Origin of the sequence: Planotetraspora mira (assembly GCF_016863275.1) — a bacterium.
In the GTDB taxonomy this organism is placed as follows: Bacteria; Actinomycetota; Actinomycetes; order Streptosporangiales; family Streptosporangiaceae; genus Planotetraspora; species Planotetraspora mira.
Window position 1 is genome coordinate 1 of record NZ_BOOO01000013.1, and the last position, 21,656, is coordinate 21,656.

Genomic DNA, 21,656 nt, shown 5'->3' on the forward strand with positions numbered 1-21,656 from the left:
AAGCTGAACGAGCAGGCTGAATGAGCGGGCTGAGGGTGCACAGGGCGATCGCCGGAAAATGCGCGAATCCCCGGCTGCCACGGCATCGAGCTGGGCAGCCGGGGAGCTGGTCGAACCACACGAGTTCGGCGACGCGCGTTCGACCACGCGGATCCCGCCACGCGCGTTCGGTCACGCGCGTTCGGTCACGCGGATTCGGCCGAGCTGTCAGGGGCTCACCGCGTAGACCTCGAACTTCGATGGCCGGGTAAACGGGCCCAGCGGGCGGACTACTCGATCAGGCGCCGGGGAACCGGCCGATCCAGTACCGCGTGCGGTCGAGGTAGGCCGTCTCAGACGCGGTGCCCGTCGTACCGTACGCGCCCTGGAACGTCTCATAACCGAAGCCCGCCGGCGGGTTCGAGGCGGCAGGCTCGATCACCGAGCCCTCGTGCCACTCGTTGAACGAGGTGACGGAGACCCACGAGGGCGACGTGGCGATGGCGTTGCTCCACTCCGTGTCGTACGTCGAGCCGTTGGCGCGGCCGAGGGTCGGAGTGGTGTTGCCGGGGTTCGCCCGGTCGTCGACATAGCCGGGAGCCACGGAAGGCGCCCACACGAGCCCGCTGGCCTTGCAGTACGCGGCGGCGTTCTGCCAACCGGGACCGGTGGCCCCGGCGATGCCGTCGTAGGTGTACATGCCGCCGAAGTGCGCGACCTTCGAGGTGTCGGTGGTCTGTGCGAGCACGATGGCGGACGCCCTGACCTGGTCGAGCGCCGTCCAGTCGGTGATCCTGAGGCTTTCGAACACGTAGAACGCCGGCCGATTGCCGTGCCGGATGTCGCGGTAGAACGCGGGGCTGGCGCCGTACCTGGAGGTGATGTAGTTGATGTCGGCGACGGTCGAGGCGGCGGTGCGGCCCGTGTAGGGCTCGAGGTGCCAGGCGACCTTGATGCCGTTCTGCGCGGCGACGTTCAGCACGCCCGCGGCGAGCTGGTCCTCGTACGACCCCTGTCCCCACCAGCTGTAGACGATGACGCCGGCGCCGGATTGCTTGACCCAGGCCATCTGCTGACTCACCACACGCGTGAGGTCGCCGGAGTCGTAGGCGCCCAGCTTTGGGTAGAGGTTCGCGCCGATGTCGGCGGGCGGGTTGTGGCCGCCCTGCTGCCAGTGGCGGTAGCCGCCGTTGACGGCCGGGCTGCCGTACCACGGGTAGTAGAACAGGTGCACGTTCGCCGACAGCCCCGAGGGCTGCTGCGGTCCGGAGTTGTACGCGTTGAACTCGGCGATCGACCACCACCAGCTGGTGCTGCCGGTCTGCACGACCCTGATGTAGCGGGCGGAGCGAGCGGTGAAGGACACGCTGATCAGGGGTGCGGTACCGGTGCCGGTCGCCACCGCGCCGCCCCAGTCGGCCCCGTCGGCGGACAGGAAGACCTGGTAGCCGCGGGCGTAGTCGGTGGTGTTGCCGGCCGAGTCCATGGTGATCTGGTCGACGGTCTGCGACGCGTGCATGTCGATCGTGACCGACTGGCCGCTCGCCATCGGCACGCCGGTGGACCATCGGGTGGAGGCGTTGCCGTCGAGCATCCTCGCGGGGACGTCGCCGCCGCCGGTTGCGGACGCGGTGGCCGTCCATCCGGTGCGCGGCAGGGCGGCGGCGAGCGCGGCGGTCGGCAGGGCGATGAGCGCGGCGGCGACGAGCGACACGGCCGTCAGCACGCCGAGGAGACACCTTCTCAAAAGAGGCTCCGTTCGGGGATGGGGGGTCACAGACCCGCCGTTCCGGGCTTGCCGGAGGACGGGGCGGCGGGCATCGCCGAGTGCCACGCCATACGGGAGCGGGCCCTGCCGACGAGGGCGTCTCCCGGGTGGAGCGCGGCGCGCCAGGTCAGGTGCCTTGCTCATCGCGCGCCGGTAGCGAGGTGATCGCCGATCGATCACACCCGCGCAGCACGACTGTATTTCTGACTACACAACAAGTCCATACGTCAATGCATATTTCCGGACATGTCGAACCCCGCCATCCACCCGCCCACCCCCGCCGGCCCACTCCGCCGGCGGTGATGACGCACGGGATCCGTCAGCCCTTGTCCGAGCCCTCGTTGGCCCCGCGAACGAAGTAGCGCTGGAACACGACGAAGATGACCGCCACGGGGACGGTGGCCATCAGGGCCGCGCCGAGTTTGAGCGGATACTGCGTGCCCTTGCCGAGCGAGCCGCTGACCAGGTCGGCGAGCCCACGTGGCAACGTGAACAGCTCAGGGCTCTGCACCGCCACCAGGGTGTGCGGGAACTCGTTCCACGTGCCCTGGAAGGAGATGATCGTCAGGGTGATCAGAGCAGGGCGGGCCATCGGCAGCACGACCGACCAGAACGTGCGGAAGACCCCGGCGCCGTCGATGCGCGCGGCCTCCTCCACGCTCACCGGGATCGACTCGAAGAACTGTTTCATGATGAAGACGCCGGCCGCGTCCACGATCACCGGCAGGATCAGCGCGGTGTAGCTGTCGTAGAGCCCGAGCTGGTTCAGCACGAGGAACTTCGGGATGAACAACACCACGCCGGGGACGGCCATCACCGCGATGATCGTGGAGAACAGCGCACGCCGCCCGCGGAAGCGCAGCCGGGCGAGCGCGTAGCCCGCCATGGAGTCGAGCAGGACCCTGCCGAGCGTGACGACGACGGTGACCAGCAGCGAGTTGCCGAGCCAGAGCGGCAGGTCGGTGTTGAGGAACGCCTTCTCGTAGCCGCTCGTGGAGAACGGGTCGGGGAACGGCGACAGCGGGTGGGCCGCCGCGTCCGGCTCGGTCTTGAAGGAGTTGCCGATCTGGATGACGAACGGGTAGAGGAAGACGAGCGCGAAGAAGATCAGGACGCAGTAGCCGGTGAAGGCGGACACCAGGGAACGCGCGGCCTCCGACCCGCCGGGGCCCTTGCCCGCGCTCTTGACTGTCGCCATCTCAGGACCTCCCCGTCCGGGCCGACGTGCGGGCCGATGCGTGGGCCGGCGCGTGTGCGTGGCGGCGGGGTCGTGACCCGCCGTTCCGCTCCCGCATGATCCACCGCTGGATCAGCGTCATCACCACGATGATCATGAAGAGAACGAACGAGATCGCCGTGCCCGAGCCGTATTCGAAACTCCGGAAGGCGGTCTGGTAGGAGAGGAACGCCGGGGTGAGCGTCGTCTTCGACGGGTTGCCCTGGCTCATCACGTAGATCTGGTCGAACACCTGCCAGGTCGAGATCAGCCCGAGCGTGAGCACGAGGAAGAGCGTGGGCTTGAGCATCGGCAGGGTCACGTAGCGGAAGCGCTGCCACCGGCCGGCGCCGTCGAGCATGCTCGCCTCCTCCAGCGTCACCGGGATGTCCTGCAGGGCGGCCAGGAACATGAGCATGAACGTGCCGGACGTGGTCCACACGACGAGCATGATGATCGTGGTCATCGCCACGCTGGGCCCCGACAGCCACTCCCACCACGACAGCCCGAACGGCCCGCCGCTGGTGAGAGCCGACGGGGGAGCCGACGGGTCGACGAGACCGACGGCGCCGAGCAGTAGGTGGAGTATGCCGCGGGAGTCGGAGAACCAGTCCGGGCCGTCGATCCCGAACACCCCGAGCAGGCTGGTCACCGCACCCGAGTTGGCGAAGATGAACAGGAAGACGACGCTGATCGCCACCGAACTGGTCACCGACGGGAAGAAGAACGCCGCCCGGAAGAACGTCTTGCCCTTCAGCATCCTGCTGTTCACGATCACGGCCAGGCCGAGCGCCAGCACCGTCTGCGCCGGCACCACGATCGCGACGTAGTAGATGTTGTTGCGGATGCTCGTCATGAAGTCCTGGCGGGCCAGGCCGTCCTCGGTGAACAGCCGGGTGTAGTTGCCGGTCCCGACGAAGGGCACGCCGCTGCGGAACGGGCTGCCCTGGCCGTTCCAGTCCGTGAGGCTCACCCACAGCGCCATCAGGATCGGCAACAGCATGAACAGGCCGAGGATGATCACGACGGGTGCGACGAACAGCCAGCCCGCGAGGTTGTCCCGCATTGCGGTGGAGCCGCGGAACCGCCCGCGGCGCGCGGGGACCGTGGTACCGGCCACGTCCGCCTCCTTCCGGTCGGTACGGCCCGGCCCCGCCGTGAAGCGGGAGCCGGGACGTCCACGATGTGCTCAGATCAGGGGCCGGGTCAGCCGAGGGCGGCCTGGGTGTTCTTCTGCACGCGCTCGAGCAGCGTCTTGGGCGCCGTCGAGGAGAGCTGCTGGATGCCGCTGTCGAAGTCGGCCAGGACGCTGTCCATCTTGGGAGCGTTGACCGGCCCCTGGGCGTAGTCCACGCCGTTCACGAACGGGGCGTCGTTGGGGAACTCCTTGACGTAGGCGTCCCTGGCGGACTGCCGCGAGGGCATGACGCCGAACGCCTGGGCGAAGGCCATCTGCTGGTCGGCCTTGGTCATCGCCTCGACGAAGCTGATCGCCTGCTGCTTGTACTTGCTCTTGGACGAGATGCCCCAGCAGTTGGTGAACGACAGCGTGCCCTTGCCCTTGGGCCCGGCGGGCAACTCGTGCACCGTGTACTTCACGTCGGGGAAGTCGGCCTGGAGCGCACCCTTGATCCAGTTGCCCTCGATGGTCATCGCGGCCTTGCCCTTGCCGAAGGCCTCGCCGCCCCAGCCCGAGTCGAGCGCCTTGGGGTACTGGGCGAGCTTGTCCTTCAGCAGCGACTGGACGTAGTCGAGCGCGGCGAGGTTCTCCGGAGAGTCGGCGGTGGCCTGCTTGCCGTCCGGGCTGGTGATCCAGCCGCCCGCCTCGACCATGAACGCGCCGACCCGGTCCCGGGTGTCGCCGATCGTGATCGGCGTGACGTCCGCCGCCTTGAGCTTCTTGCTGACCGCCGTCAGCTGGTCCCAGGTGGTCGGCACGTCGGCGTCGGTCAGCTTGGCCTTGGCCCACAGGTCCTGGTTGATGACCAGCGCGAGGGTCGAGAAGTCCTTCGGCGCGCAGTAGAACGTGCCGTCGTGGGTGAAGGCGGTCCGCAGGCTCGGGTAGAAGTCGTCCGGGTTGGAGATCTTGTCGCCGTACGGCTCCAGCGCCCCGACGCTCGCGTAGTCGGCGAAGCGGGAGGCGTCCACGTAGAAGACGTCGGGCGGGCTGCTCCCGGCGAAGGCCTGGCCGAGCTGCTGGGCGAGGTCCTGCGCGGGGGTCACCGTCGCGGTGGCGCCGTTCGCCGAGGCCCATTTCGCCGCGGCGTCCTTGACCGCGGCGGTCTCCGCGTCACCGGACGAGCCGATGAGGATCTGCAATTGGGCGGGGCCGCTGGACTGCGAGGCCTGCTGGGCGCCCTTGTCGTCGAATCCGCTTCCACAGGCCGCGGACGAGAGGACCACGGCGCACACGGCGGCGCCGAGCGCCGCGGTCCTGATGTTGCTGTTCCTGGAGACGCTACTGCGCTTCATCGCACTTTCCTGATCTTTCTCGGGAGGTGGGGACGGTTGCTGATGAATCACGCCGGATCATGCCGACTGCCGGACGACCAGCGAGGGCTCGAGCAGCACGGGCGCCGGGGACGCGGCCGACGCGCGTGCGGTCTCCGTCCCCTCCAGGATGCGCGCGAGCAATGTGACGCAGCTCGCCGCGGCCTCCTTGAGCGGCTGGCTGAGGCTGGTCAGCCCCACCGCCTTCGCCACGGGCGTGTCGTCGAAGCCGATCACCGCGATGGGCAGATCGGGCCGGGCGTCCACTCGCCAGGCGAGGCCGGGGGAGCGCGCGGCGTGGAGCGCGCCCACCGCGAGCGAGTCGCTCACGCAGACGAGTGCGGTGACTCCGGAGTCGGAGCCGAGAAGGTCGTGGGCCGCCGCCTCGCCGTCGGCGACCGCGTCGCTCGTCGCCCGGCCCAGGTCCGTGTGGTCGATCCCGGCCTCGGCGAGCGTGCGGGCCCAGCCCTCACGCCGGTCGTCGCCGACTCCGGAGGGGGACGGCCAGCCGAGGAAGCCGATGCGGGTGTGCCCCGCGTCCAGCAGGTGGCGGGTGGCCGCGGCGGTGCCCGCGGCCCCGTCCACGTCGACCCAGGGGTGACGCGCCTCGGCCTCCTTCCCCCAGGGGCGGCCGAAGGTGACGAACGGCACGCCCTTGTCCAGCAGCCACGAGGCGCGCGGGTCCTGGTGGTGGGTGCCGGTCAGCACGAAGCCGTCGGGTTCGTACGCACCGAGCAGGTCTTCGAAGGTGGCGACCTCCGAACGGTCGTCGTCGGCCGTGTAGAGCAGGACCCGGTAGCCCGACCTGGCCGCCGAATCGGTGAGCCCGTGCAGGAACCGGTCGAGGACCGACCCGTTGATGCCGTCCCGGTCGGGGTCGATCCGGATGGCGATCAGGCGGGAGCGGCCGGTCCGCATCTGGCGGGCGGCCTGGTTCACCCGGTAGCCGAGCTCTCCGACCACGTCGAGCACCCGCTGCCGGGTCTCCTGGCGGACGACGTCAGGGGTGTTCAGCACGTTGGACACCGTCTGGCGCGACACGCCCGCCACCCGAGCGACGTCGGCGATCGTCACCTTGTCGGCCATAACGCGCCTTTCCATGGGTTTGAACGTTCAAGACGAAGTAAGGCATGATTGGATCGTTCAAGTAAAGGAAGTGTTTCGCAATGTGCACCTCCGGCGCGATTCTGTCAAGGTCATGCCTCGGCGAATTCAGGGCCGGCGACTCGACCAGGGGGCCCCTCCGTTGCTCGCTTTCCCCGCTCACGACCGCACTCATGACGGCGCCGTCGCGTGACGACCTCTGAGCTCGCACAGGGAGCCGCACCCGAGTCGGCCGACGACGTCGCCGCGCCGCCGTACCGGCTCCAGCCGCTTCTCCACGACCTCGTCAGCACCGTCATGGCGCCCACCAGCGCGCTGAGCGGCCCCGACGGGCAGATCCGCGCCGCCGGGGTGCAGGGCGTGTTCCACGCGGACAGCCGGGCCCTGTCGCAGGTGAGGCTCCTGATCGACGGAGTGGAGCCCGAGGCGGTCGCGCACGCGCCTGCCGGTCCGGGCCGCACCCGCTTCGTTTCGCTGGCCCGCCACCTGGGCGACCGCCACCCCGATCCGACCGTACGGCTGGACCGCGTCCGCGAGATCGGCCCGTCGGGCATGACCGAGACCGTGGAGATCGCCTCCACGGCGTCGGCCGACGTGACCGCCACCGTGACGATCGAGCTGAGCTGCGACTTCGCCCCCATCGAGGTGGTCAAGTCCGGCGGCCTCGCGGAGCCGTTCCCGGCCTCCCCAGGGAGACCGGGCGAGTTGCACTGGCGGTCGGGCGCCATCCGCGTCGTGGTGACGGGGGAGGGCGCCGAGGCGGACCCCGGTACCGCAGCCGACGGGGAACCGGGCGGCATCACCCGGCTGAGCTGGAACGTCACGCTGGCCCCGCGCACCCGGGTGACGCTCCGCTGGCGGGTGGCGATCGACGATCCCGCCGCCGTGGTGGTCGCCCCCGCGGGGCAGCCCGAGTGGAGTGCTCCCGAGGTCGTCGCGGCCGATCGGCGGCTGACGCGGCTGCTTCACCAGTCCCTGGACGACCTGCGGTCGTTACGGCTGGCGGAGTCGGGCGCGCCCGACGACGTGTTCCTCGGCGCGGGAGTGCCCTGGTTCCTGACGCTGTTCGGCAGGGACAGCCTCTGGGCGGCCCGGATGTTGCTCCCGCTCGGCACCCGGCTCGCCGGGGGCACGCTCCGGGTGCTGGCGCGGCGCCAGGGCGTGCGGCTCGACCCGGGTTCCGGCGAGGCGCCCGGCAAGATCATGCATGAGCTCCGGCGGCACGAGTTCGCCGTGGAAGGCAACAATCTGCGGCTGCCCGCCGCCTACTACGGCACCATCGACGCGACGCCGTTGTGGATCAGCCTCCTGCACGACGCCTGGCGCTGGGGGATGCCCGACCACGAGGTCGCGGCGCTGCTGCCGAACCTGGAGGCCGCGCTGGGGTGGCTCGGCGATCACGCGGACCCCGACGGCGACGGGTTCGTCGAGTACATCGACGGCAGCGAGCGCGGCCTGGCCAACCAGGGCTGGAAGGACTCCGGCGACGCCGTCCGCTTCCATGACGGCACCCGGGCGGAGCCGCCGATCGCCCTGGCGGAGGTGCAGGGCTACGCCTACGAGGCCGCCAGGCACGCCGCCGCGCTGCTGGAGGCGTTCGGCAGGCCGGGAGCCGCACGCTGGCGCGACCACGCGGCCGCCATGGCCGAGCGGTTCCGGGCGAGGTTCTGGGTGGAGGGCCCGCAGGGGCGGTTCCCCGCTCTCGCGCTCGACCGGGACAAGCGGCCGGTCGACTCGCTCACCAGCAACATCGGCCATCTCCTCGGCACGGGGATCCTCTCGGCCGAAGAGGAGGCCGACGTCGCCGCCCTGCTGGCGTCGCCCGCGATGGCCGAGGGATTCGGGCTGCGCACGATGTCCTCGGGGGACGGCGGGTTCAGCCCGCTGTCCTACCACTGCGGCTCGATCTGGCCGCACGACACCGCCATCGTCATCGCCGGGCTGGCCCGGGCGGGCCACGGGGCCCAGGCCGCGTCGCTGGCCGAGGGGCTGCTGGCGGCAGGCGAATCCTTCGGATACCGGTTGCCCGAGCTCTACGCGGGCGACACCCGGGAGGTGGTGGGCCGGCCCGTGCCGTACCCCGCGGCCTGCCGGCCCCAGGCCTGGTCGGCCGCGGCGGCGGTCACGATCGCGCACGTGGCGATCGGCCTCTACCCCGACGTCCCCGAAGGGCGGGTGACGCTGCGGCCGCTCGCCGGCGCTCCGTTCGGACCGGTGTCCGTCCAGGGGCTCCGGGTGGCGGGGACCGAGGTCCGCGTCAGCGTCGACGCCGACGGGCGTGCCGACGTCACCGGGCTGCCCCCGGGGATGTCCGTCGTCGGGACTGATCGCCCGTAGGGTGCTCGTCATGACGATCGTCGAGCGCCTCGGGGCCGAGAAATACGTGTCCGTCGTGACCTTCCGCCGGAACGGGACGCCCGTCGCCACACCCATCTGGGTGGTGCCGGACGGCGACGCGCTGGCGATCTGGACGGGCACCCGCACGGGGAAGGTCAAGCGCGTCCGGAACAACCCGGAGGTGACGGTGACGCCGTGCGACGTCCGGGGCAACGTGCACGGCGAGCCCGCCGACGGGCGGGCGGAGGTGATGTCCGCCGAGGACACCGAGCGGGTGCGCGCACTGATCATCAAGAAGTACGGCCTGGTCGGCTGGCTGACGGTCAGGGGGAGCAGGCTCCGCCGAGGCAGGGAGGGGACGGTCGGGATCCGGATCAGCATGACGGCGGGCTGACGCCCCCGGATGCTTGTCCGGCCCGGTAACCGGTGAGAACGTCAGGAGGCGGCATTTCCTGAAGGGAATCCTGACATGACCGAACTGAGGCAGTTGCCGTTCGACCGCGGTGACGCGCTGGAGATCTCACCCGCCTTCGGCGAACTGCGCGCGGAGCAGCCGATCGCCAGGGTGCGGACCAGGACAGGCGACGAGGCCTGGCTGGTCACGGGGTACGACGAGATCAGACAGGTCTTCGCCGACGATCGTTTCGGCCGGTCGCACCCCACGCCTGAGTCGGCTCCCCGCCTGTCCAAGAGCGTGCTGCTCGGGGGGCCGAACGGGGACTACGCCGGCGAGGCCGCCGCCCATCAGGGCATGCGGCGGCTGCTCGCGCCGGCCTTCTCCGCCCGGCGCATGCGGAACCTGTCCGACCGGATCGGCTTCATCGTCGGCGATCTGCTGGACCGCATGGCCGAGAAGGGTCCGCCGCTCGACCTGCACGAGGAGTTCTCCGTCCCGCTGCCCATCCAGGTGATCTGCGAGTTGCTCGGTGTGCCGTACGAGGACAGGGACCGGTTCCGAGCCTGGGCCGACACGATGTCCGACCTGGAGGACGCCGAGAGCGCGGCGGCGGCCCAGGCCGAGATGAGGGCGTACTCGTACTCCATCGTCCAGGCCAAGAGGGACGACCCCGGCGAGGACGTCTACTCCGACCTCGGCGCCTCGGACCTGCCCGAGGACGAGATCGCCCGGATGGCCGGGGGTCTCCTGTTCGCCGGCCATGAGACGACGGTGAACCAGATCGACTACGGCGTGCTGCTGTTCCTGCGCAACCCCGCCCAGCGCGACGCGCTGCTGCGCGACCCCTCCCTGGTCCCCGCGGCCGTCGAGGAGATCATGCGGGTGGCCGCGCCGAGCGAGCACGGCATCCTCCGGTACGCGCGGGAGGACGCGGAGATCGGCGGCGTCACGGTCCGCGCGGGCGACGCGGTGATGCTCGCCACCGTCGCGGCCAACAGGGACGAGCGGGCCTACCCCGAGCCGGACCGGTTCGACATCACCCGCGACGGCACCGAGCCCCACGTCGGATTCGGGTACGCCGCCCACTACTGCCTCGGCGCGAGTCTCGCGCGGGTGGAACTGGGGGCCGTGTTCGGCTCGCTCTTCCAGCGGTTCCCCACGCTGCGCCTGGCGGTGCCGTACGAGCGGCTGACTCTCCGGACCGACCGGATCACGGGAGGGTTCGTCGAGGTCCCGGTGGCCTGGTAGACGCCGCCGCATCCGCGTGATCGAATGTCTGTTTGAATAGTGTGCGTAGACTGGCCGTATGACGGACGCGTTCCAGGGATCTCTCCTCGGCTGGTCCGAGGAGACCGGCCTCGGTCTCCTCGGATCGTCGGTCCGGCGCACGGTCCTCGACCACGGGGCCTGGGTGGACGTCAGGCCCGGCTGGCTCACCGGAGCCGACGCCCTGTTCGAGCGGCTCCTCGAGGCCGTGCCCTGGCGTGCCGAGCGGCGGCACATGTACGACCGGGTGGTCGACGTCCCGCGGCTGCTGAAGTTCTACGGCGAGGGCGAGCCCCTTCCCGACCCGGTGCTCGCCGAGGCGAGGGACGCCCTCGACGCGCACTACGCCCAGGAGTTGGGGGAGCCCTTCCGCACCGCGGGCCTGTGCCTGTACCGCGACGGCCGTGACAGCGTGGCCTGGCATGGAGACACCATCGGGCGCGGGAGCTCCGAGGACACGATGGTCGCCATCGTCTCGGTGGGCACCCCCCGGGCCCTGCTGCTCCGCCCCCGCGGCGGCGGCGCCGCGCTGCGCCACGAGGTCGGCCACGGCGACCTCCTGGTGATGGGCGGCAGTTGCCAGCGCACGTGGGAGCACGCCATCCCCAAGACCGCCCGGCCGACCGGTCCGCGGATCAGCATCCAGTTCCGCCCTCGCGGGGTTCGCTGACTCTTACGTCGTGGATGTCCGCTTTCCGGTGTCGCTGTGTCGTCGCGCGGGCCCATCTGGAATCGTTGTGCTGCCGCGGTCCCCTGTCCGATTCCGGGATCGCCGCATGAGAGACCAGGAGAGAGAGAAGGCATTCGGATGTCCCCGTTGACCTATGCCGCCGCGCCCGGCCGCTACGACACCATGACCTACCGGCGGAGTGGCCGCAGCGGCGTTCTGCTGCCCGAGGTCTCCCTCGGTTTGTGGCACAACTTCGGCGACACCGCGAACCTGGACGTCCAGCGCGCCGTCCTGCGCCGTGCGTTCGATCTCGGGATCACCCATTTCGACCTTGCCAACAACTACGGCCCGCCGGCCGGGTCGGCGGAGGAGAACTTCGGGCGGGTCCTGCATGCCGACCTGCTGCCCTACCGGGACGAGCTGTTCATCTCGACCAAGGCCGGCTATGACATGTGGGCCGGGCCGTACGGGGAGTGGGGGTCGCGCAAGTACATGCTCGCCAGCCTCGACCAGTCCCTGAAGCGCATGGGCCTCGACTACGTGGACGTCTTCTACTCCCACCGCCCGGACCCCTCGACCCCGATCGAGGAGACGATGGGGGCGCTCGACCGCGCGGTCCGCTCCGGCAAGGCGCTGTACGCGGGCATCTCGAACTACTCCGCCGAGCAGACCGCCCGGGCGGCGGCCGTCCTGCGGGAGCTCGGCACGCCGCTGCTGATCCACCAGCCGGCCTACTCGATGCTGGACCGGTGGACGGAGGCGGACGGGCTCCTCGACACGCTGGAGACGGCGGGCGCGGGGTGCATCGCCTACTCGCCGCTGGCTCAGGGCCTGCTGACCGGCCGGTATCTCGACGGGAACGTCCCCGAGGGCTCCCGGATGGCCCTCGGCCGCTTCCTCACGCGTGACCGGCTCACGCCCGCGCTGCTGGATTCGCTCCGCGGCCTGAACAAGATCGCCGGGACGCGCGGCCAGACGCTCGCCCAGCTGGCGCTTTCCTGGGTCCTGCGTGACCCCCGGATGACGTCCGTGCTCATCGGGGCGAGCAGCGTCGCGCAACTGGAGCAGAACGTCGCCGCGGTGGGGGCTCCGCCCCTGTCCGCCGAGGAGCTCGCCGAGATCGAGGGTCTCCTCTAGACGGCTCTCGCGGCGTCCGTCCGCGTCGCCGGCCGCCGGCCCGGGGTTCGTCTCCGGGCCGGCGGCCTGCTGTCAGTGGTCGTCCCAGTGCCCGTTGTGGGCGGCGTGGCGGTGGCCGTCGTGGACGTAGTCCATGTGGTCGCCGTGCCGTACGGCCTCGTGGCCGCAGCCCTCACCGTGCTGGTGGTCGTGCTGGTGCTCGACGTGCCCGGACGGCTCGCACTCGTCCCAGTGCCCGCTGTGGGCCCGGTGCAGGTGGCCGTCGTGGGCGAAGTCGGTGTGGTCACCGTGCTTCACGGCGGTGTGGCCGCACCCCGAGGAGTGCTCGTGGCTGTGCCCGCCGTGCTCGAGATGTCCCTTGGAGTTCATGGCGCTGGTCCTACCCCCGCAGGCGGGCGCGTCGCGCCCCGATCCGCAACCTTTGACCAGGTAAAACGCCCTCAAAACGGAAGGTTGGCTAGTCGACCTCGGCGCTGCCGTTCACGCGGAGCTTGCGTCGCGCGCGTTCGTAGAAGTTCGTGGTGCCGAGCCGTACGACCTGGGCGGCGCCGCGCACGGCGGTCACGGTGAGCCGGTCGCCGGGAGAGAGGTAGCCGCCGATCGTGCCGTCGACCTCCATGGCCAACTGCCCGCTGGTGGGCAGCACGTCGAGCGTGACCTCCTCGTCGGCCGACAACACCAGGGCGCGGTTGAACGCCGTGTGCGCGGCGGCGGGCACGACGAGGAAGCCCTCGACGTTGGGGGACACGATCGGGCCGCCCGCGGAGAAGCTGTACGCGGTGGACCCCGTAGACGTGGCCACGATCAACGCGTCGGCCGCGTAACGGACGAACGGATGCCCGTAGACCGACACCGCCACCGCGGACAGGCCGTCACCCGGGATCCGCACCAGGGCGATGTCGTTGAACGCCGTGATCTTCCGGCCGTCGGGGGCCGTCGCCTGTACGGCCATGCGGGGCTCGACCGTGTACTCGTGGTTGTCGATCGAGGACAGCGCGGGGGACAGACCTTCGACGTCGATCTCCGCGAGGAAGCCCAGCCGGCCGAGGTTGACGCCGAGGATGGGCGTCGGGTGGCCCTCGATCAGCCGCATCGTGCGGAGCATGGTGCCGTCCCCGCCGAGGCTGACGAGGAGATCGGCCCGCTTCACCAGTGTCGTGGTGTCGACCGCGATCGCGCTGCAGTCGATGCGGCCGACCTCGTCGGGCAGGCCGAGCACCGTGACGTCCCGTCCCCGCGCCCACTCGACGATCGTGTCGATGGCCTCCTTGGAGTCGCGCTGGGGATGTAGAACCAGACCGACGGTGCTGACCAAGCCCATGCCCACACTGTACGAGTTCCGAGAAGGCGCTCGGAACGGCCGGGCGGCCGCTAGGGCCGGTCCTGATCGTCGATCGGCAGGTACACCCGGAAGGTGGTGGCGCCGGGCTCCGACTCCACCCGGATGTCGCCGTGATGCTTGTTCACCACGATGCGGTAGGAGATGTCGAGGCCCAGGCCGGTTCCCTCGCCGACCGGCTTGGTGGTGAAGAACGGCTCGAAGATCCTCGGCCTGATCTCCGGGGGTATGCCGCCGCCCGTGTCGGAGATCTCGACGGTGAGGCGATCGTCCTCGCGCCCGGTCCGCACGGTGAGGGTGCCGCTCCCGCCCATGGCGCCCAGGGCGTTGTCGATGAGGTTGGTCCAGACCTGATTGAGCTCGGCGGCGTACGCGGGGATCTGGGGCAGCGTCCGGTCGTACTCCTTGACGATCCGGACGCCCTTCGGGATCTTGGCCTGCATCATCGTCAGGGTGGCGCCGAGCAGATCGTGGACGTCGACCGTCTGGTAGGGCGCGCGGTCGAGCTGGGAGTACTGCTTGGCCGCGGCGACGAGGCCGGAGATGCGCGTGACGGAGTCCTCGATCTCGCCCATGAGGAGCTCGGTGTCGATCGTGTAGCCGAGCCACCGGACGGCGGCCTCCAGGTTGTCCACGCCGACGGCGCCCGCGATCTCGTCGAGCCATTCGACGTCGACGGCGCCCGCGACGAGCGTCGCGGCGAGGTCCCAGCTTCCGGCGATGTCGTGGTCGTCGAGCCAGTCGGCGATCGCGTCCTCGGCGTCGGAGGTGGCCATCGCCGAGAGAGTCGGCGCGGTGGCCGCCCGCTTGACGGCCTCGTCCTGGAGCCCGACGAGATCATGCAGCTGGCTGCCGTCCAGCCGCCCGTCGGCGATCATGGCGAGCTTCTGCCGCATGCCGGAGACCCGCTCGCGCAGGGTGGAGGTCGCCCGTACGGCCGCGGCGGCGGGGTTGTTGAGCTCGTGGGTCAGCCCGGCGGACAACGAGCCGAGGGCCAGCAGCCGCTCCCGCTCGCCGACGATCGTCTGGGTGGCCCGCATGCCGAAGAAGAGGCCCTCGAGCAGGTGGATCGCCATGGGGAACCACGCGCGGACCGCCTCGGCGATGTCGTCGGCCGGGAGCACGAAGAACTCGGACTCGGTGATCGCCCGCAGCGTGTTGAGGTAGGTCTGGGCGACCCGCTCCCCGATGTAGGCCTGGGTGGCGCCGCCGTACACGCCGCGTTGCTCGGTGCGGTTGACCTCGACCTCGTCCCCGTGGACGCGCCTGCTCATCGCCACGGTGCCGTTGAGCAGCACGAAGAAGCAGGTCGCCGGCTCGCCCTCGGCGTAGACGACGGTGCCCGCGTCGCGGTGCTCGACCTCGCCCTTCTCCGCCAGGAGCGCCAGTTGGTCGTCGTCGAGCGCCTCGAACAGGAAGAGCGTGCGCAGCTCGTCCGGTGTCAGCCGCGTGGTCATTGAGCCTCCAGGTAGCGGTGGATGAGGGACACCGCCATCGCGCCCTCGCCCACCGCCGAGGCGACGCGCTTGACCGAATCGGCCCGCACGTCGCCCGCGGCGAAGACGCCGGGCATGCTGCTTTCCAGGTGGTAGGGGTCGCGGGGGAGCGTCCACCCGGCCGGTCGCCGGCCCTCGGCGAGGAGGTCGGGACCGGTGATGACGAAACCGTGCTGATCGCGGGCGATCACGTCGTCCAGCCAGTCGGTGCGCGGCTCGGCTCCGATGAACACGAAGAGCCAGGAGGTCTCCACGGTCCTTGTGGTACCCGTGCGCGAGTCGCACAACGTGAGCCGTTCGAGATGCTCGGCACCCTCGCCGCGGACGACCGCCGTGTGCGGGTGCACCTCGATGTTCGGGATCTCCTTGATTTGATCGATCAGATACCGCGACATCGAGCGGGTGAGATCGTCGCCCCGCACGAGGATGTGGACCCGCCGGGCGTAGTGCGCGAAGTACACGGCCGCCTGGCCGGCGGAGTTCGCCCCGCCGACGATGTAGATCTCCTCGTCCGTGCAGCCTGGCGCCTCGGTCGCGGCGGAGCCGTAGAAGACGCCCCGTCCGGTCAGCTCGTCAAGGCCCGGGGCGTCGAGCCTGCGGTAGGACACGCCGGTGGCCAGCACCACCGTGTGTGCGGCGATGGCCGTGCCGTCGCCGAACCGCAGGAGGCGGGTCGTGGTCCCCCCGCCCTCCAGGCCGATCACCTCGCGGGTGGTGAGCAGTTCCGCGCCGAACCGCAGGGCCTGCCTGCGGGCGCGGTCGGTGAGCTGGGCGCCGGACACCCCGTTGGGGAAACCGAGGTAGTTCTCGATCCGGCTGCTCTGGCCGGCCTGCCCGCCGGTGGCGCGTTGCTCGACGAGCACGGTCCGCAGCCCCTCGGACGCGCCGTAGACGGCGGCGCCGAGGCCCGCTGGCCCCGCGCCGACCACGGCCACGTCGTAGAACTCCGAGGCGGGCGTGGTCGACAGGCCCACGTGGGCGGCGAGGTCCGCCTCGGTCGGCTTGACCAGCGACTTGCCGTCCGGCGTGACCACCACCGGCACGTCGGCCTCCGACAGCCCGGCCGCGGCGAGCAGGCGTGCCGCCTCCGGGTCGTCGGTCAGCAGCCACCGGTACGGCACGAGGTTCCTGGCCAGGAAGTCCCGTACGGCGAACGACGGCGCGGACCACCGGTTGCCGATGACCCTGGTCTCGGGAACGGACGTGTCGGGCGTCGCCAGCCACGCGTCGAGCAGGGCGTCGACCACCGGATAGAGCTTCTCCTCCGGCGGGTTCCACGGCTTGAGCAGGTAGTGGTCGAGGTCGACGAGGTTGATGGCGTCGATGGCGGCGTCGGTGTCGGCGTAGGCGGTCAGCAGGACCCTGCGCGCCAGCGGGAAGAACTCCATCGCCTGCTCAAGGAACTGGATGCCGTTCATGTGGGGCATCCGGTAGTCGGCGAGCATCACCGCGACCTGTTCGCCGCGCAGCTTGATCTCGCGCAGTGCGTCCAGGGCGGAGTCCCCCGACTCCGCGCGGACCACCCGGTAACGGTCGCCGTATCGGCGCCGGACGTCACGGGCGACGGCGCGCGAGACGGCCGGATCGTCATCCACGGTCAGAATCGCGGGGTTTGCCATGGAAACCATCCAATCACGTTCGTTTGAACGGGTGGTTTCGGAAAACTCCGTAGGGCCGTAGGTCCCGCCAAGCGGTGACTTTCGGCCCACTCCGAGGCCGGGACCCGAAGGCCAGGCTGGTGCTGAGGGGAGGAGAGCGCCGTGCCGATGACCGTGCGTGACGTCATGAGCAGATTCGTGATCGCGGTCGAGACCGGCGCCTCGTTCTCCGACGTGGTCAACGCCGTGTGCCGCTTCAACGTCGACGCGGTGCCGGTGGTGGACCAGGACAAGTGCGTGCTGGGTGTGATCTCCGACGACGACCTGCTGCTCAAGGGGCTCGGAGGAGGGCGGACCGGAGACTCGATCTTCGAAGGCGCGGCGCGCCGCCGTGAGCGCAGGAAGGCCATGGGCCGCACCGCCGCGGAGATCATGACTTCCCCGGCGGTAACGGTCACGGAGGACACGGCACTGCGGCACGCGGCGCACCTCATGCACGACAACAGGATCAGGCAACTCCCCGTGGTGGACGCCCGGACGGGATCCATCCTCGGCCTCGTCCGCCAGGCGGACCTGCTGAAGGTCTTCTCGAGGTCTCCGGAGGACATCCGCGACGAGGTGATCGCCATGGTCGGGCCGTACATCCGCAGTTGCACGGTCCAGGTGGAGGACGGCGTGGTCTCGCTGGTGGGCAGCGTGGACCGCCGGTCGCGGATCGCGATCCTCCTCGACGCGGTCTGGCAGGTGGACGGCGTCGTCGACGTGGAGGCCGAGGTCTCGTACGCGGAGGACGACCTCGGCAGGACCGTCCCGCCGCTCTACATCTGAAGGGGAGGTGGTGGACCAGATGACGGTCGAGACCATGACGGCGGCCGACGTGATGAGCAGGATGCTCGTCACCGTCGAGCCGGACGAGTCTCCACTGATGGCGTGGGAGCTCATGCGCCGTGCGGACCTGCACCACCTGCCGGTGATCGACGCCGAGTCCCGGATCGTCGGCGTGCTCAGGCGCGAGGACCTCGCCTGCCACTGGTCGGGAGGGCCTGCGGAGCAGTCGAGCGTGCGGGTGGCCCGGTTGCTCGACACCCAGCCGTGCCCGTGCGCCACCCCGGAGATGCCCCTGTCCGCCGTCGCCGCCCTGATGATCGACTCGGACGTCGACGTCGTTCCCGTGACCGGCCCCGCGGGGACATTGGAAGGCCTCATCACCGCGCTCGACGTCCTGAAGGCCGTCGCCGGCAGGGCCACGCCCCCACACGGTCCGATGGACGTGCGAGGCGGCCTGTTCCGCCTGGAGCCGGTGCTGCCGCCCTGCTAGACCGCCTCCCGGCCACCTTCCATGATCAGTACGGCCGCGCCCTCGACCCGGTCGGCGGCGAGGTCCCGAAGGGCTCGGTCGGCCTCATGGAAGGGGTAGGGCGTGGTCGTCACCCGCGGCCCGTGGACGGCCGCGAGCTCCAGGAACCGCCGGCCGTCCGCCCTGGTGTTCGCGGTGACGCTGCGGAGGGTGCGCTCCTGGAACAGGTGGCGCTCATAGTTGAGCGCCGGGATGTCGGTCAGATGGATTCCCGCGACGGCGAGGGTGCCGCCCCGGTCGAGCGCGGCGAGCGCGACGGGCACGAGATCTCCGACGGGGGCGAACAGGATCGCGGAGTCGAGCGGCTCGGGCGGGCTGTCGGTGCTGCCGCCCACCGAGGCCGCGCCCAGTTCCACGGCGAGATCCCGCGCCATGGCCGACCGCGTCATGACGTGGACGACGGCGCCCTCGGCGACGGCGATCTGGGCGGTCAGGTGGGCGGAGGCTCCGAAACCGTAGATGCCGAGCCGCCCAGCGGGCGGGAGATCGGCGCGGAGCAGCGCGCGATACCCGATGATCCCCGCGCACAGCAGCGGGGCGAGGCCGGCGGCCCCCGCGTCCTCCGGGAGCGGGTAGACGTAGGCGGCGGGCGCGGTGAGGTATTCGGCGTAGCCGCCGTCCGCGTCCCAGCCCGTGTAGGTGGACGACGGGCACAGGTTCTCCGCCTCGCGGCGGCAGTAACGGCACTCCCCGCAGGTCGAGCGCAACCACGCCACGCCGACCCGTGTGCCCGGCGGCGGCCCCGCCGTACCGGGGCCGAGCGCGGCGACCCTGCCCACGGCCTCGTGTCCCGGCACGGTCCGCGGCCTCCGGGGCGGGAGGTCGCCCTCGGCGAGATGGAGGTCCGTACGGCAGACCGCGCAGGCCTCGACGCGCACCAGAAGCTCGCCGGGCGCGGGGACGGGCACCGGCAGCCTGACCCGCTCCAGGGGGTGGGTGTCCATCGGCCCCGGGCGCGCCACGACCCAGGCGTCCATCTCCGCAGGAAGCCCCGCAGGGGCCTGAACGTCTCCCATGTCCGCGATCCTAGAAGCGCGAGACGCGACGGCCGCTGATCTCCACGGGGACGACCTTGATGTACAACTCGCGCTCGCCGCCCGCCCACGACTCCAGGCCCGAGGCGGCGGCCGCGGCGTGCTCACTGTCGGAGACCACGTGGTGCGCGCCGCCCCGGATGAGGACGCTCCAGCCTTCCCTCGCGGCGTGGTCGAAGCGGTCGACCTCGAAGGCGATCACCAGTTCACAGCCTTCGACGCCGCTTCGCAGGTCCTGGTCCATCGGCCCGCCGAAGGCGGTGCGGATCAGGACGACTCCTTCGACGATCACGTAGTTGACCGGGAGGATCACGGGCCCGGCGCCCGCGCCGAAGGCGATCCGGCCCACGCCGCCGGGAGCGATCAGGCGCAGGCACTCGTCCTTGTCGAGCTTCTTCGGCCTGGACGGGGTGGCCGCTTCGGGATCGCGGGCCGGCAGGGCGCTCTCCGTCATGTGGGTCTCCTCCCGCAGTGAGTCAAGCGTGGTCCGCCGCGTGCGTCCGCGGCACGGCCATCCGGCCCCTGTGGGAGGGACGAAAGGCCCGCCGTCCGGTGACGACCTGGCGGCGGTGGGCAGGATTCACCCATGGAAGTCCTGAGCAGCCGGATCCTGCTGCGCCCCGCCGATCTCGACGCGAGCCGCCGGTTCTATCGGGACGTGCTCGGCCTGGCGGTCTTCCGGGAGTTCGGCCCATCGGACGACCCGGGTGTGGTGTTCTTCCTCGGCCAGGGGTTGCTCGAGGTCTCCGGGCGATCGGACGGCCCCTCGGGCCGTGGGCCGCGGATCTGGCTCCAGGTCCGGGACGTCCACGCCGAGCACGACCGGCTCGTGGCAGCCGGGGTCGCGGTCGCCCGCGGCCCCGTGACGGAGCCATGGGGTCTCGTGGAGATGTGGATCGAGGACCCGGACGGCACGCCCATCGTCATCGTCGAGATCCCGCCGGAGCACCCGCTGAGACGGGACCACCGGGTGATCGATTGAAAATATCCGCGGTCCACGACATCATGCGCAGACGCGCGGTGCCGTGGCCGTGGTGCCGGTCGAGCCGATCCACGCGGGACACCTGGATCGCCGGAACCGTGAGATGCGCACACGAAAGTAACCCTATTACCTACCAACAATATGGGACAATGAGGCATGAGCTCGTGGGCATGTGCTGAGACGCCGACCACCGCCGCCGTCATGGCCGCGCGCTGGGTCAGGTCCGCGGCAGCCGACGACGGGCTCGGCCGCCACTGGGCCGCCAATCCCGACCCCCAGGGCCGATCGGCGAAGGCCGGTCATCCGTCGTCCCTCTATTCCGGCGCGGCCGGGATCGTCCTGTTCTTCCTAGAACTGGCCGCCGCCACCGGGCACGAGGCCTACCTCGACGACGCCGGGGCCGGAGCCCGCTACCTCGCCGCGACCTGGCCCGACCAGGCCGACCTGACCCTCTATCACGGCCTGTCCGGGGCCGTCTTCGCCATGTCCGAGGTGGCCTGGGCGACCGACGACGAGCGGATCGGCGAGGCCGCCCGGGCGGCGGCCGACCAGATCGTCCGCAGCGTGCGCCGGTTGGGCGACGGCATCGGGTGGACCGGCGACCCCGCCCAGCGGGGCGACGGCGGCATCGTGCTCGCGCTGTTGCAAGCCGCCGGAATCCTCGGCGTCCCGGCCTATGAGGAGGTGGCCGTCGAGGCGGGGGAGCGCATCGCCTCGCTCGCCGTGCCCGGCCACCGGTTCGGCGGCGACTCCTGCGCCGACCTGCCCGTCGACGCGGTGACCCCCGGCTTCCTGTCCGGTACGGCAGGCACCGCATTCCTGCTCGCCCGCCTGTACGGCGTGACCGGGGACGAGCGGTTCCTGTCGGCCGCGCGGAGGGGGGCCGACTTCGTCCGTACGGTCAGCGTGGTGACCGACAAGTGCGCCATGGTCCCGCACCACGTGCCGCAGGGGCGCAGCCTGCACTACCTCGGATTCTGCTCGGGCTCCGCGGGGGTCGCCCGGATGTTCTACGAGCTCCACCGCGTCACCGGCGACCCCGGCGACCTCGACTGGGTCGAGCGGCTCGCGCACGGCATCGTCCAGAGCGGAGTGCCGCAACGGCACACGTCCGGCTACTGGAACGTGGCGTGCCAGTGTTGCGGCAGCGCGGGGCTCCTGGAGTTCTTCATCGGCCTGTGGGCCGCCACGGGGAGCGAGACGTACCTGCAGTACGCCCGGTCGATCGGGCAGGACCTCATCGGCCGGGCCACGGCCCACGACCAGACCGGTTACCGCTGGTACCAGGCCTATCGGCGGCTGCGGCCGTGGGAGGTCACGGCGGACACCGGCTACATGGTGGGGGCGGCGGGAATCGGGTCGGCGCTGCTCCACCTCGACGCCGCCGACCTCGCGGCCGCGCCGCGCCGGATGATCCTGCTGCCCGACAACCCGTTCCCCGCCATCCCGTTGCCGGCGCGGCTGCTCGGCGACGGCTCCTGACCGG

General features: G+C 70.9%; 20 protein-coding genes. 9 read left to right on the forward strand and 11 right to left on the reverse strand.

The window, feature by feature from the left end; genetic code table 11:
• Window positions 1-277: 277 nt before the first annotated feature.
• The 5 genes from Pmi06nite_RS11205 to Pmi06nite_RS11225 all read right to left on the reverse strand — a co-directional run bounded on the left by Pmi06nite_RS11205 (window position 278) and on the right by Pmi06nite_RS11225 (window position 6,554).
• On the reverse strand, window positions 278-1,726 hold the full coding sequence (locus tag Pmi06nite_RS11205; protein ID WP_203952866.1) for a discoidin domain-containing protein: 1,449 nt from the start codon (window positions 1,724-1,726) through the stop codon (window positions 278-280).
• Window positions 1,727-2,066: 340 nt separating this feature from the next.
• Window positions 2,067-2,945 (reverse strand): carbohydrate ABC transporter permease, encoded by an 879-nt coding sequence (locus tag Pmi06nite_RS11210; RefSeq protein WP_203952867.1) that lies wholly within the window; start codon window positions 2,943-2,945, stop codon window positions 2,067-2,069.
• 1 nt (window position 2,946) lies between these two features.
• The gene (locus Pmi06nite_RS11215) at window positions 2,947-4,083 is read right to left on the reverse strand and encodes a carbohydrate ABC transporter permease (RefSeq protein ID WP_239113825.1); all 1,137 of its coding nucleotides are present in this window, start codon (window positions 4,081-4,083) and stop codon (window positions 2,947-2,949) included.
• An 86-nt stretch (window positions 4,084-4,169) separates the two neighbouring features.
• Window positions 4,170-5,435 carry a sugar ABC transporter substrate-binding protein gene (locus Pmi06nite_RS11220; RefSeq protein ID WP_203952868.1) on the reverse strand — a complete coding sequence of 422 codons (1,266 nt, stop codon included), beginning with the start codon at window positions 5,433-5,435 and terminating at the stop codon, window positions 4,170-4,172.
• 57 nt (window positions 5,436-5,492) lie between these two features.
• Window positions 5,493-6,554, reverse strand: a complete 1,062-nt coding sequence (locus Pmi06nite_RS11225; protein WP_203952869.1) for a LacI family DNA-binding transcriptional regulator — start codon at window positions 6,552-6,554, stop codon at window positions 5,493-5,495.
• A gap of 192 nt (window positions 6,555-6,746) precedes the next feature.
• On the opposite strand from Pmi06nite_RS11225, the gene Pmi06nite_RS11230 reads away from it, so the two are divergent.
• From Pmi06nite_RS11230 to mgrA, 5 genes are all read left to right on the forward strand, one after another.
• The gene (locus Pmi06nite_RS11230) at window positions 6,747-8,894 is read left to right on the forward strand and encodes an amylo-alpha-1,6-glucosidase (protein ID WP_239113826.1); all 2,148 of its coding nucleotides are present in this window, start codon (window positions 6,747-6,749) and stop codon (window positions 8,892-8,894) included.
• Between the two features lie 10 nt (window positions 8,895-8,904).
• Window positions 8,905-9,288: a PPOX class F420-dependent oxidoreductase gene (locus Pmi06nite_RS11235; RefSeq protein ID WP_203952870.1), complete on the forward strand. Its 384-nt coding sequence runs from the start codon at window positions 8,905-8,907 to the stop codon at window positions 9,286-9,288.
• Between the two features lie 75 nt (window positions 9,289-9,363).
• The gene (locus Pmi06nite_RS11240) at window positions 9,364-10,539 is read left to right on the forward strand and encodes a cytochrome P450 (RefSeq protein WP_203952871.1); all 1,176 of its coding nucleotides are present in this window, start codon (window positions 9,364-9,366) and stop codon (window positions 10,537-10,539) included.
• A gap of 58 nt (window positions 10,540-10,597) precedes the next feature.
• The gene (locus tag Pmi06nite_RS11245; RefSeq protein ID WP_203952872.1) at window positions 10,598-11,227 is read left to right on the forward strand and encodes an alpha-ketoglutarate-dependent dioxygenase AlkB; all 630 of its coding nucleotides are present in this window, start codon (window positions 10,598-10,600) and stop codon (window positions 11,225-11,227) included.
• A gap of 138 nt (window positions 11,228-11,365) precedes the next feature.
• Window positions 11,366-12,364: an L-glyceraldehyde 3-phosphate reductase gene (gene mgrA, locus Pmi06nite_RS11250; protein WP_444544145.1), complete on the forward strand. Its 999-nt coding sequence runs from the start codon at window positions 11,366-11,368 to the stop codon at window positions 12,362-12,364.
• 72 nt (window positions 12,365-12,436) lie between these two features.
• Here mgrA and Pmi06nite_RS11255 read toward each other — a convergent pair whose 3' ends face one another.
• From Pmi06nite_RS11255 to Pmi06nite_RS11270, 4 genes are all read right to left on the reverse strand, one after another.
• Entirely contained in the window at window positions 12,437-12,733 is a 297-nt protein-coding gene (locus Pmi06nite_RS11255; RefSeq protein WP_203952873.1) for a threonine dehydratase, read from the reverse strand.
• Window positions 12,734-12,821: 88 nt separating this feature from the next.
• On the reverse strand, window positions 12,822-13,685 hold the full coding sequence (locus tag Pmi06nite_RS11260; protein WP_203952874.1) for an NAD(+)/NADH kinase: 864 nt from the start codon (window positions 13,683-13,685) through the stop codon (window positions 12,822-12,824).
• A 50-nt stretch (window positions 13,686-13,735) separates the two neighbouring features.
• Window positions 13,736-15,160: an ATP-binding protein gene (locus Pmi06nite_RS11265; protein ID WP_203952875.1), complete on the reverse strand. Its 1,425-nt coding sequence runs from the start codon at window positions 15,158-15,160 to the stop codon at window positions 13,736-13,738.
• Window positions 15,157-16,818 (reverse strand): NAD(P)/FAD-dependent oxidoreductase, encoded by a 1,662-nt coding sequence (locus Pmi06nite_RS11270; RefSeq protein ID WP_203952876.1) that lies wholly within the window; start codon window positions 16,816-16,818, stop codon window positions 15,157-15,159. Before Pmi06nite_RS11270 ends, Pmi06nite_RS11265 begins: the two co-directional genes overlap by 4 nt.
• Before the next feature lie 147 nt (window positions 16,819-16,965).
• On the opposite strand from Pmi06nite_RS11270, the gene Pmi06nite_RS11275 reads away from it, so the two are divergent.
• Together Pmi06nite_RS11275 and Pmi06nite_RS11280 are read left to right on the forward strand one after the other, a co-directional pair.
• The gene (locus Pmi06nite_RS11275; protein WP_203952877.1) at window positions 16,966-17,625 is read left to right on the forward strand and encodes a CBS domain-containing protein; all 660 of its coding nucleotides are present in this window, start codon (window positions 16,966-16,968) and stop codon (window positions 17,623-17,625) included.
• A 19-nt stretch (window positions 17,626-17,644) separates the two neighbouring features.
• Window positions 17,645-18,115 (forward strand): CBS domain-containing protein, encoded by a 471-nt coding sequence (locus tag Pmi06nite_RS11280; protein WP_203953217.1) that lies wholly within the window; start codon window positions 17,645-17,647, stop codon window positions 18,113-18,115.
• Here the strand turns inward: Pmi06nite_RS11280 and Pmi06nite_RS11285 are convergent.
• Window positions 18,112-19,170, reverse strand: coding sequence for a zinc-binding alcohol dehydrogenase family protein (locus tag Pmi06nite_RS11285; RefSeq protein ID WP_373317287.1), 1,059 nt, complete (start codon window positions 19,168-19,170; stop codon window positions 18,112-18,114). The two genes, Pmi06nite_RS11280 and Pmi06nite_RS11285, sit on opposite strands and share 4 nt — an antisense overlap.
• Before the next feature lie 10 nt (window positions 19,171-19,180).
• The gene (locus Pmi06nite_RS11290; protein ID WP_203952878.1) at window positions 19,181-19,642 is read right to left on the reverse strand and encodes a pyridoxamine 5'-phosphate oxidase family protein; all 462 of its coding nucleotides are present in this window, start codon (window positions 19,640-19,642) and stop codon (window positions 19,181-19,183) included.
• Between the two features lie 132 nt (window positions 19,643-19,774).
• On the opposite strand from Pmi06nite_RS11290, the gene Pmi06nite_RS11295 reads away from it, so the two are divergent.
• Window positions 19,775-20,170 (forward strand): VOC family protein, encoded by a 396-nt coding sequence (locus tag Pmi06nite_RS11295; protein ID WP_203952879.1) that lies wholly within the window; start codon window positions 19,775-19,777, stop codon window positions 20,168-20,170.
• 156 nt (window positions 20,171-20,326) lie between these two features.
• Window positions 20,327-21,652 (forward strand): lanthionine synthetase LanC family protein, encoded by a 1,326-nt coding sequence (locus Pmi06nite_RS11300; RefSeq protein WP_203952880.1) that lies wholly within the window; start codon window positions 20,327-20,329, stop codon window positions 21,650-21,652.
• Window positions 21,653-21,656: the final 4 nt, after the last annotated feature.

Coding starts and splice junctions, on each gene's coding strand:
- Pmi06nite_RS11210 (WP_203952867.1), bottom strand. CDS start 2,945: ATGGCGACAGTCAAGAGCGCGGGCAAGGGCCCCGGCGGGTCGGAGGCC.
- Pmi06nite_RS11220 (WP_203952868.1), bottom strand. CDS start 5,435: ATGAAGCGCAGTAGCGTCTCCAGGAACAGCAACATCAGGACCGCGGCG.
- Pmi06nite_RS11225 (WP_203952869.1), bottom strand. CDS start 6,554: ATGGAAAGGCGCGTTATGGCCGACAAGGTGACGATCGCCGACGTCGCT.
- Pmi06nite_RS11235 (WP_203952870.1), top strand. CDS start 8,905: ATGACGATCGTCGAGCGCCTCGGGGCCGAGAAATACGTGTCCGTCGTG.
- Pmi06nite_RS11240 (WP_203952871.1), top strand. CDS start 9,364: ATGACCGAACTGAGGCAGTTGCCGTTCGACCGCGGTGACGCGCTGGAG.
- Pmi06nite_RS11245 (WP_203952872.1), top strand. CDS start 10,598: ATGACGGACGCGTTCCAGGGATCTCTCCTCGGCTGGTCCGAGGAGACC.
- mgrA (WP_444544145.1), top strand. CDS start 11,366: ATGTCCCCGTTGACCTATGCCGCCGCGCCCGGCCGCTACGACACCATG.
- Pmi06nite_RS11255 (WP_203952873.1), bottom strand. CDS start 12,733: ATGAACTCCAAGGGACATCTCGAGCACGGCGGGCACAGCCACGAGCAC.
- Pmi06nite_RS11260 (WP_203952874.1), bottom strand. CDS start 13,685: ATGGGCTTGGTCAGCACCGTCGGTCTGGTTCTACATCCCCAGCGCGAC.
- Pmi06nite_RS11265 (WP_203952875.1), bottom strand. CDS start 15,160: ATGACCACGCGGCTGACACCGGACGAGCTGCGCACGCTCTTCCTGTTC.
- Pmi06nite_RS11270 (WP_203952876.1), bottom strand. CDS start 16,818: ATGGCAAACCCCGCGATTCTGACCGTGGATGACGATCCGGCCGTCTCG.
- Pmi06nite_RS11275 (WP_203952877.1), top strand. CDS start 16,966: ATGACCGTGCGTGACGTCATGAGCAGATTCGTGATCGCGGTCGAGACC.
- Pmi06nite_RS11280 (WP_203953217.1), top strand. CDS start 17,645: ATGACGGTCGAGACCATGACGGCGGCCGACGTGATGAGCAGGATGCTC.
- Pmi06nite_RS11285 (WP_373317287.1), bottom strand. CDS start 19,170: ATGGGAGACGTTCAGGCCCCTGCGGGGCTTCCTGCGGAGATGGACGCC.
- Pmi06nite_RS11290 (WP_203952878.1), bottom strand. CDS start 19,642: ATGACGGAGAGCGCCCTGCCGGCCCGCGATCCCGAAGCGGCCACCCCG.
- Pmi06nite_RS11295 (WP_203952879.1), top strand. CDS start 19,775: ATGGAAGTCCTGAGCAGCCGGATCCTGCTGCGCCCCGCCGATCTCGAC.
- Pmi06nite_RS11300 (WP_203952880.1), top strand. CDS start 20,327: ATGAGCTCGTGGGCATGTGCTGAGACGCCGACCACCGCCGCCGTCATG.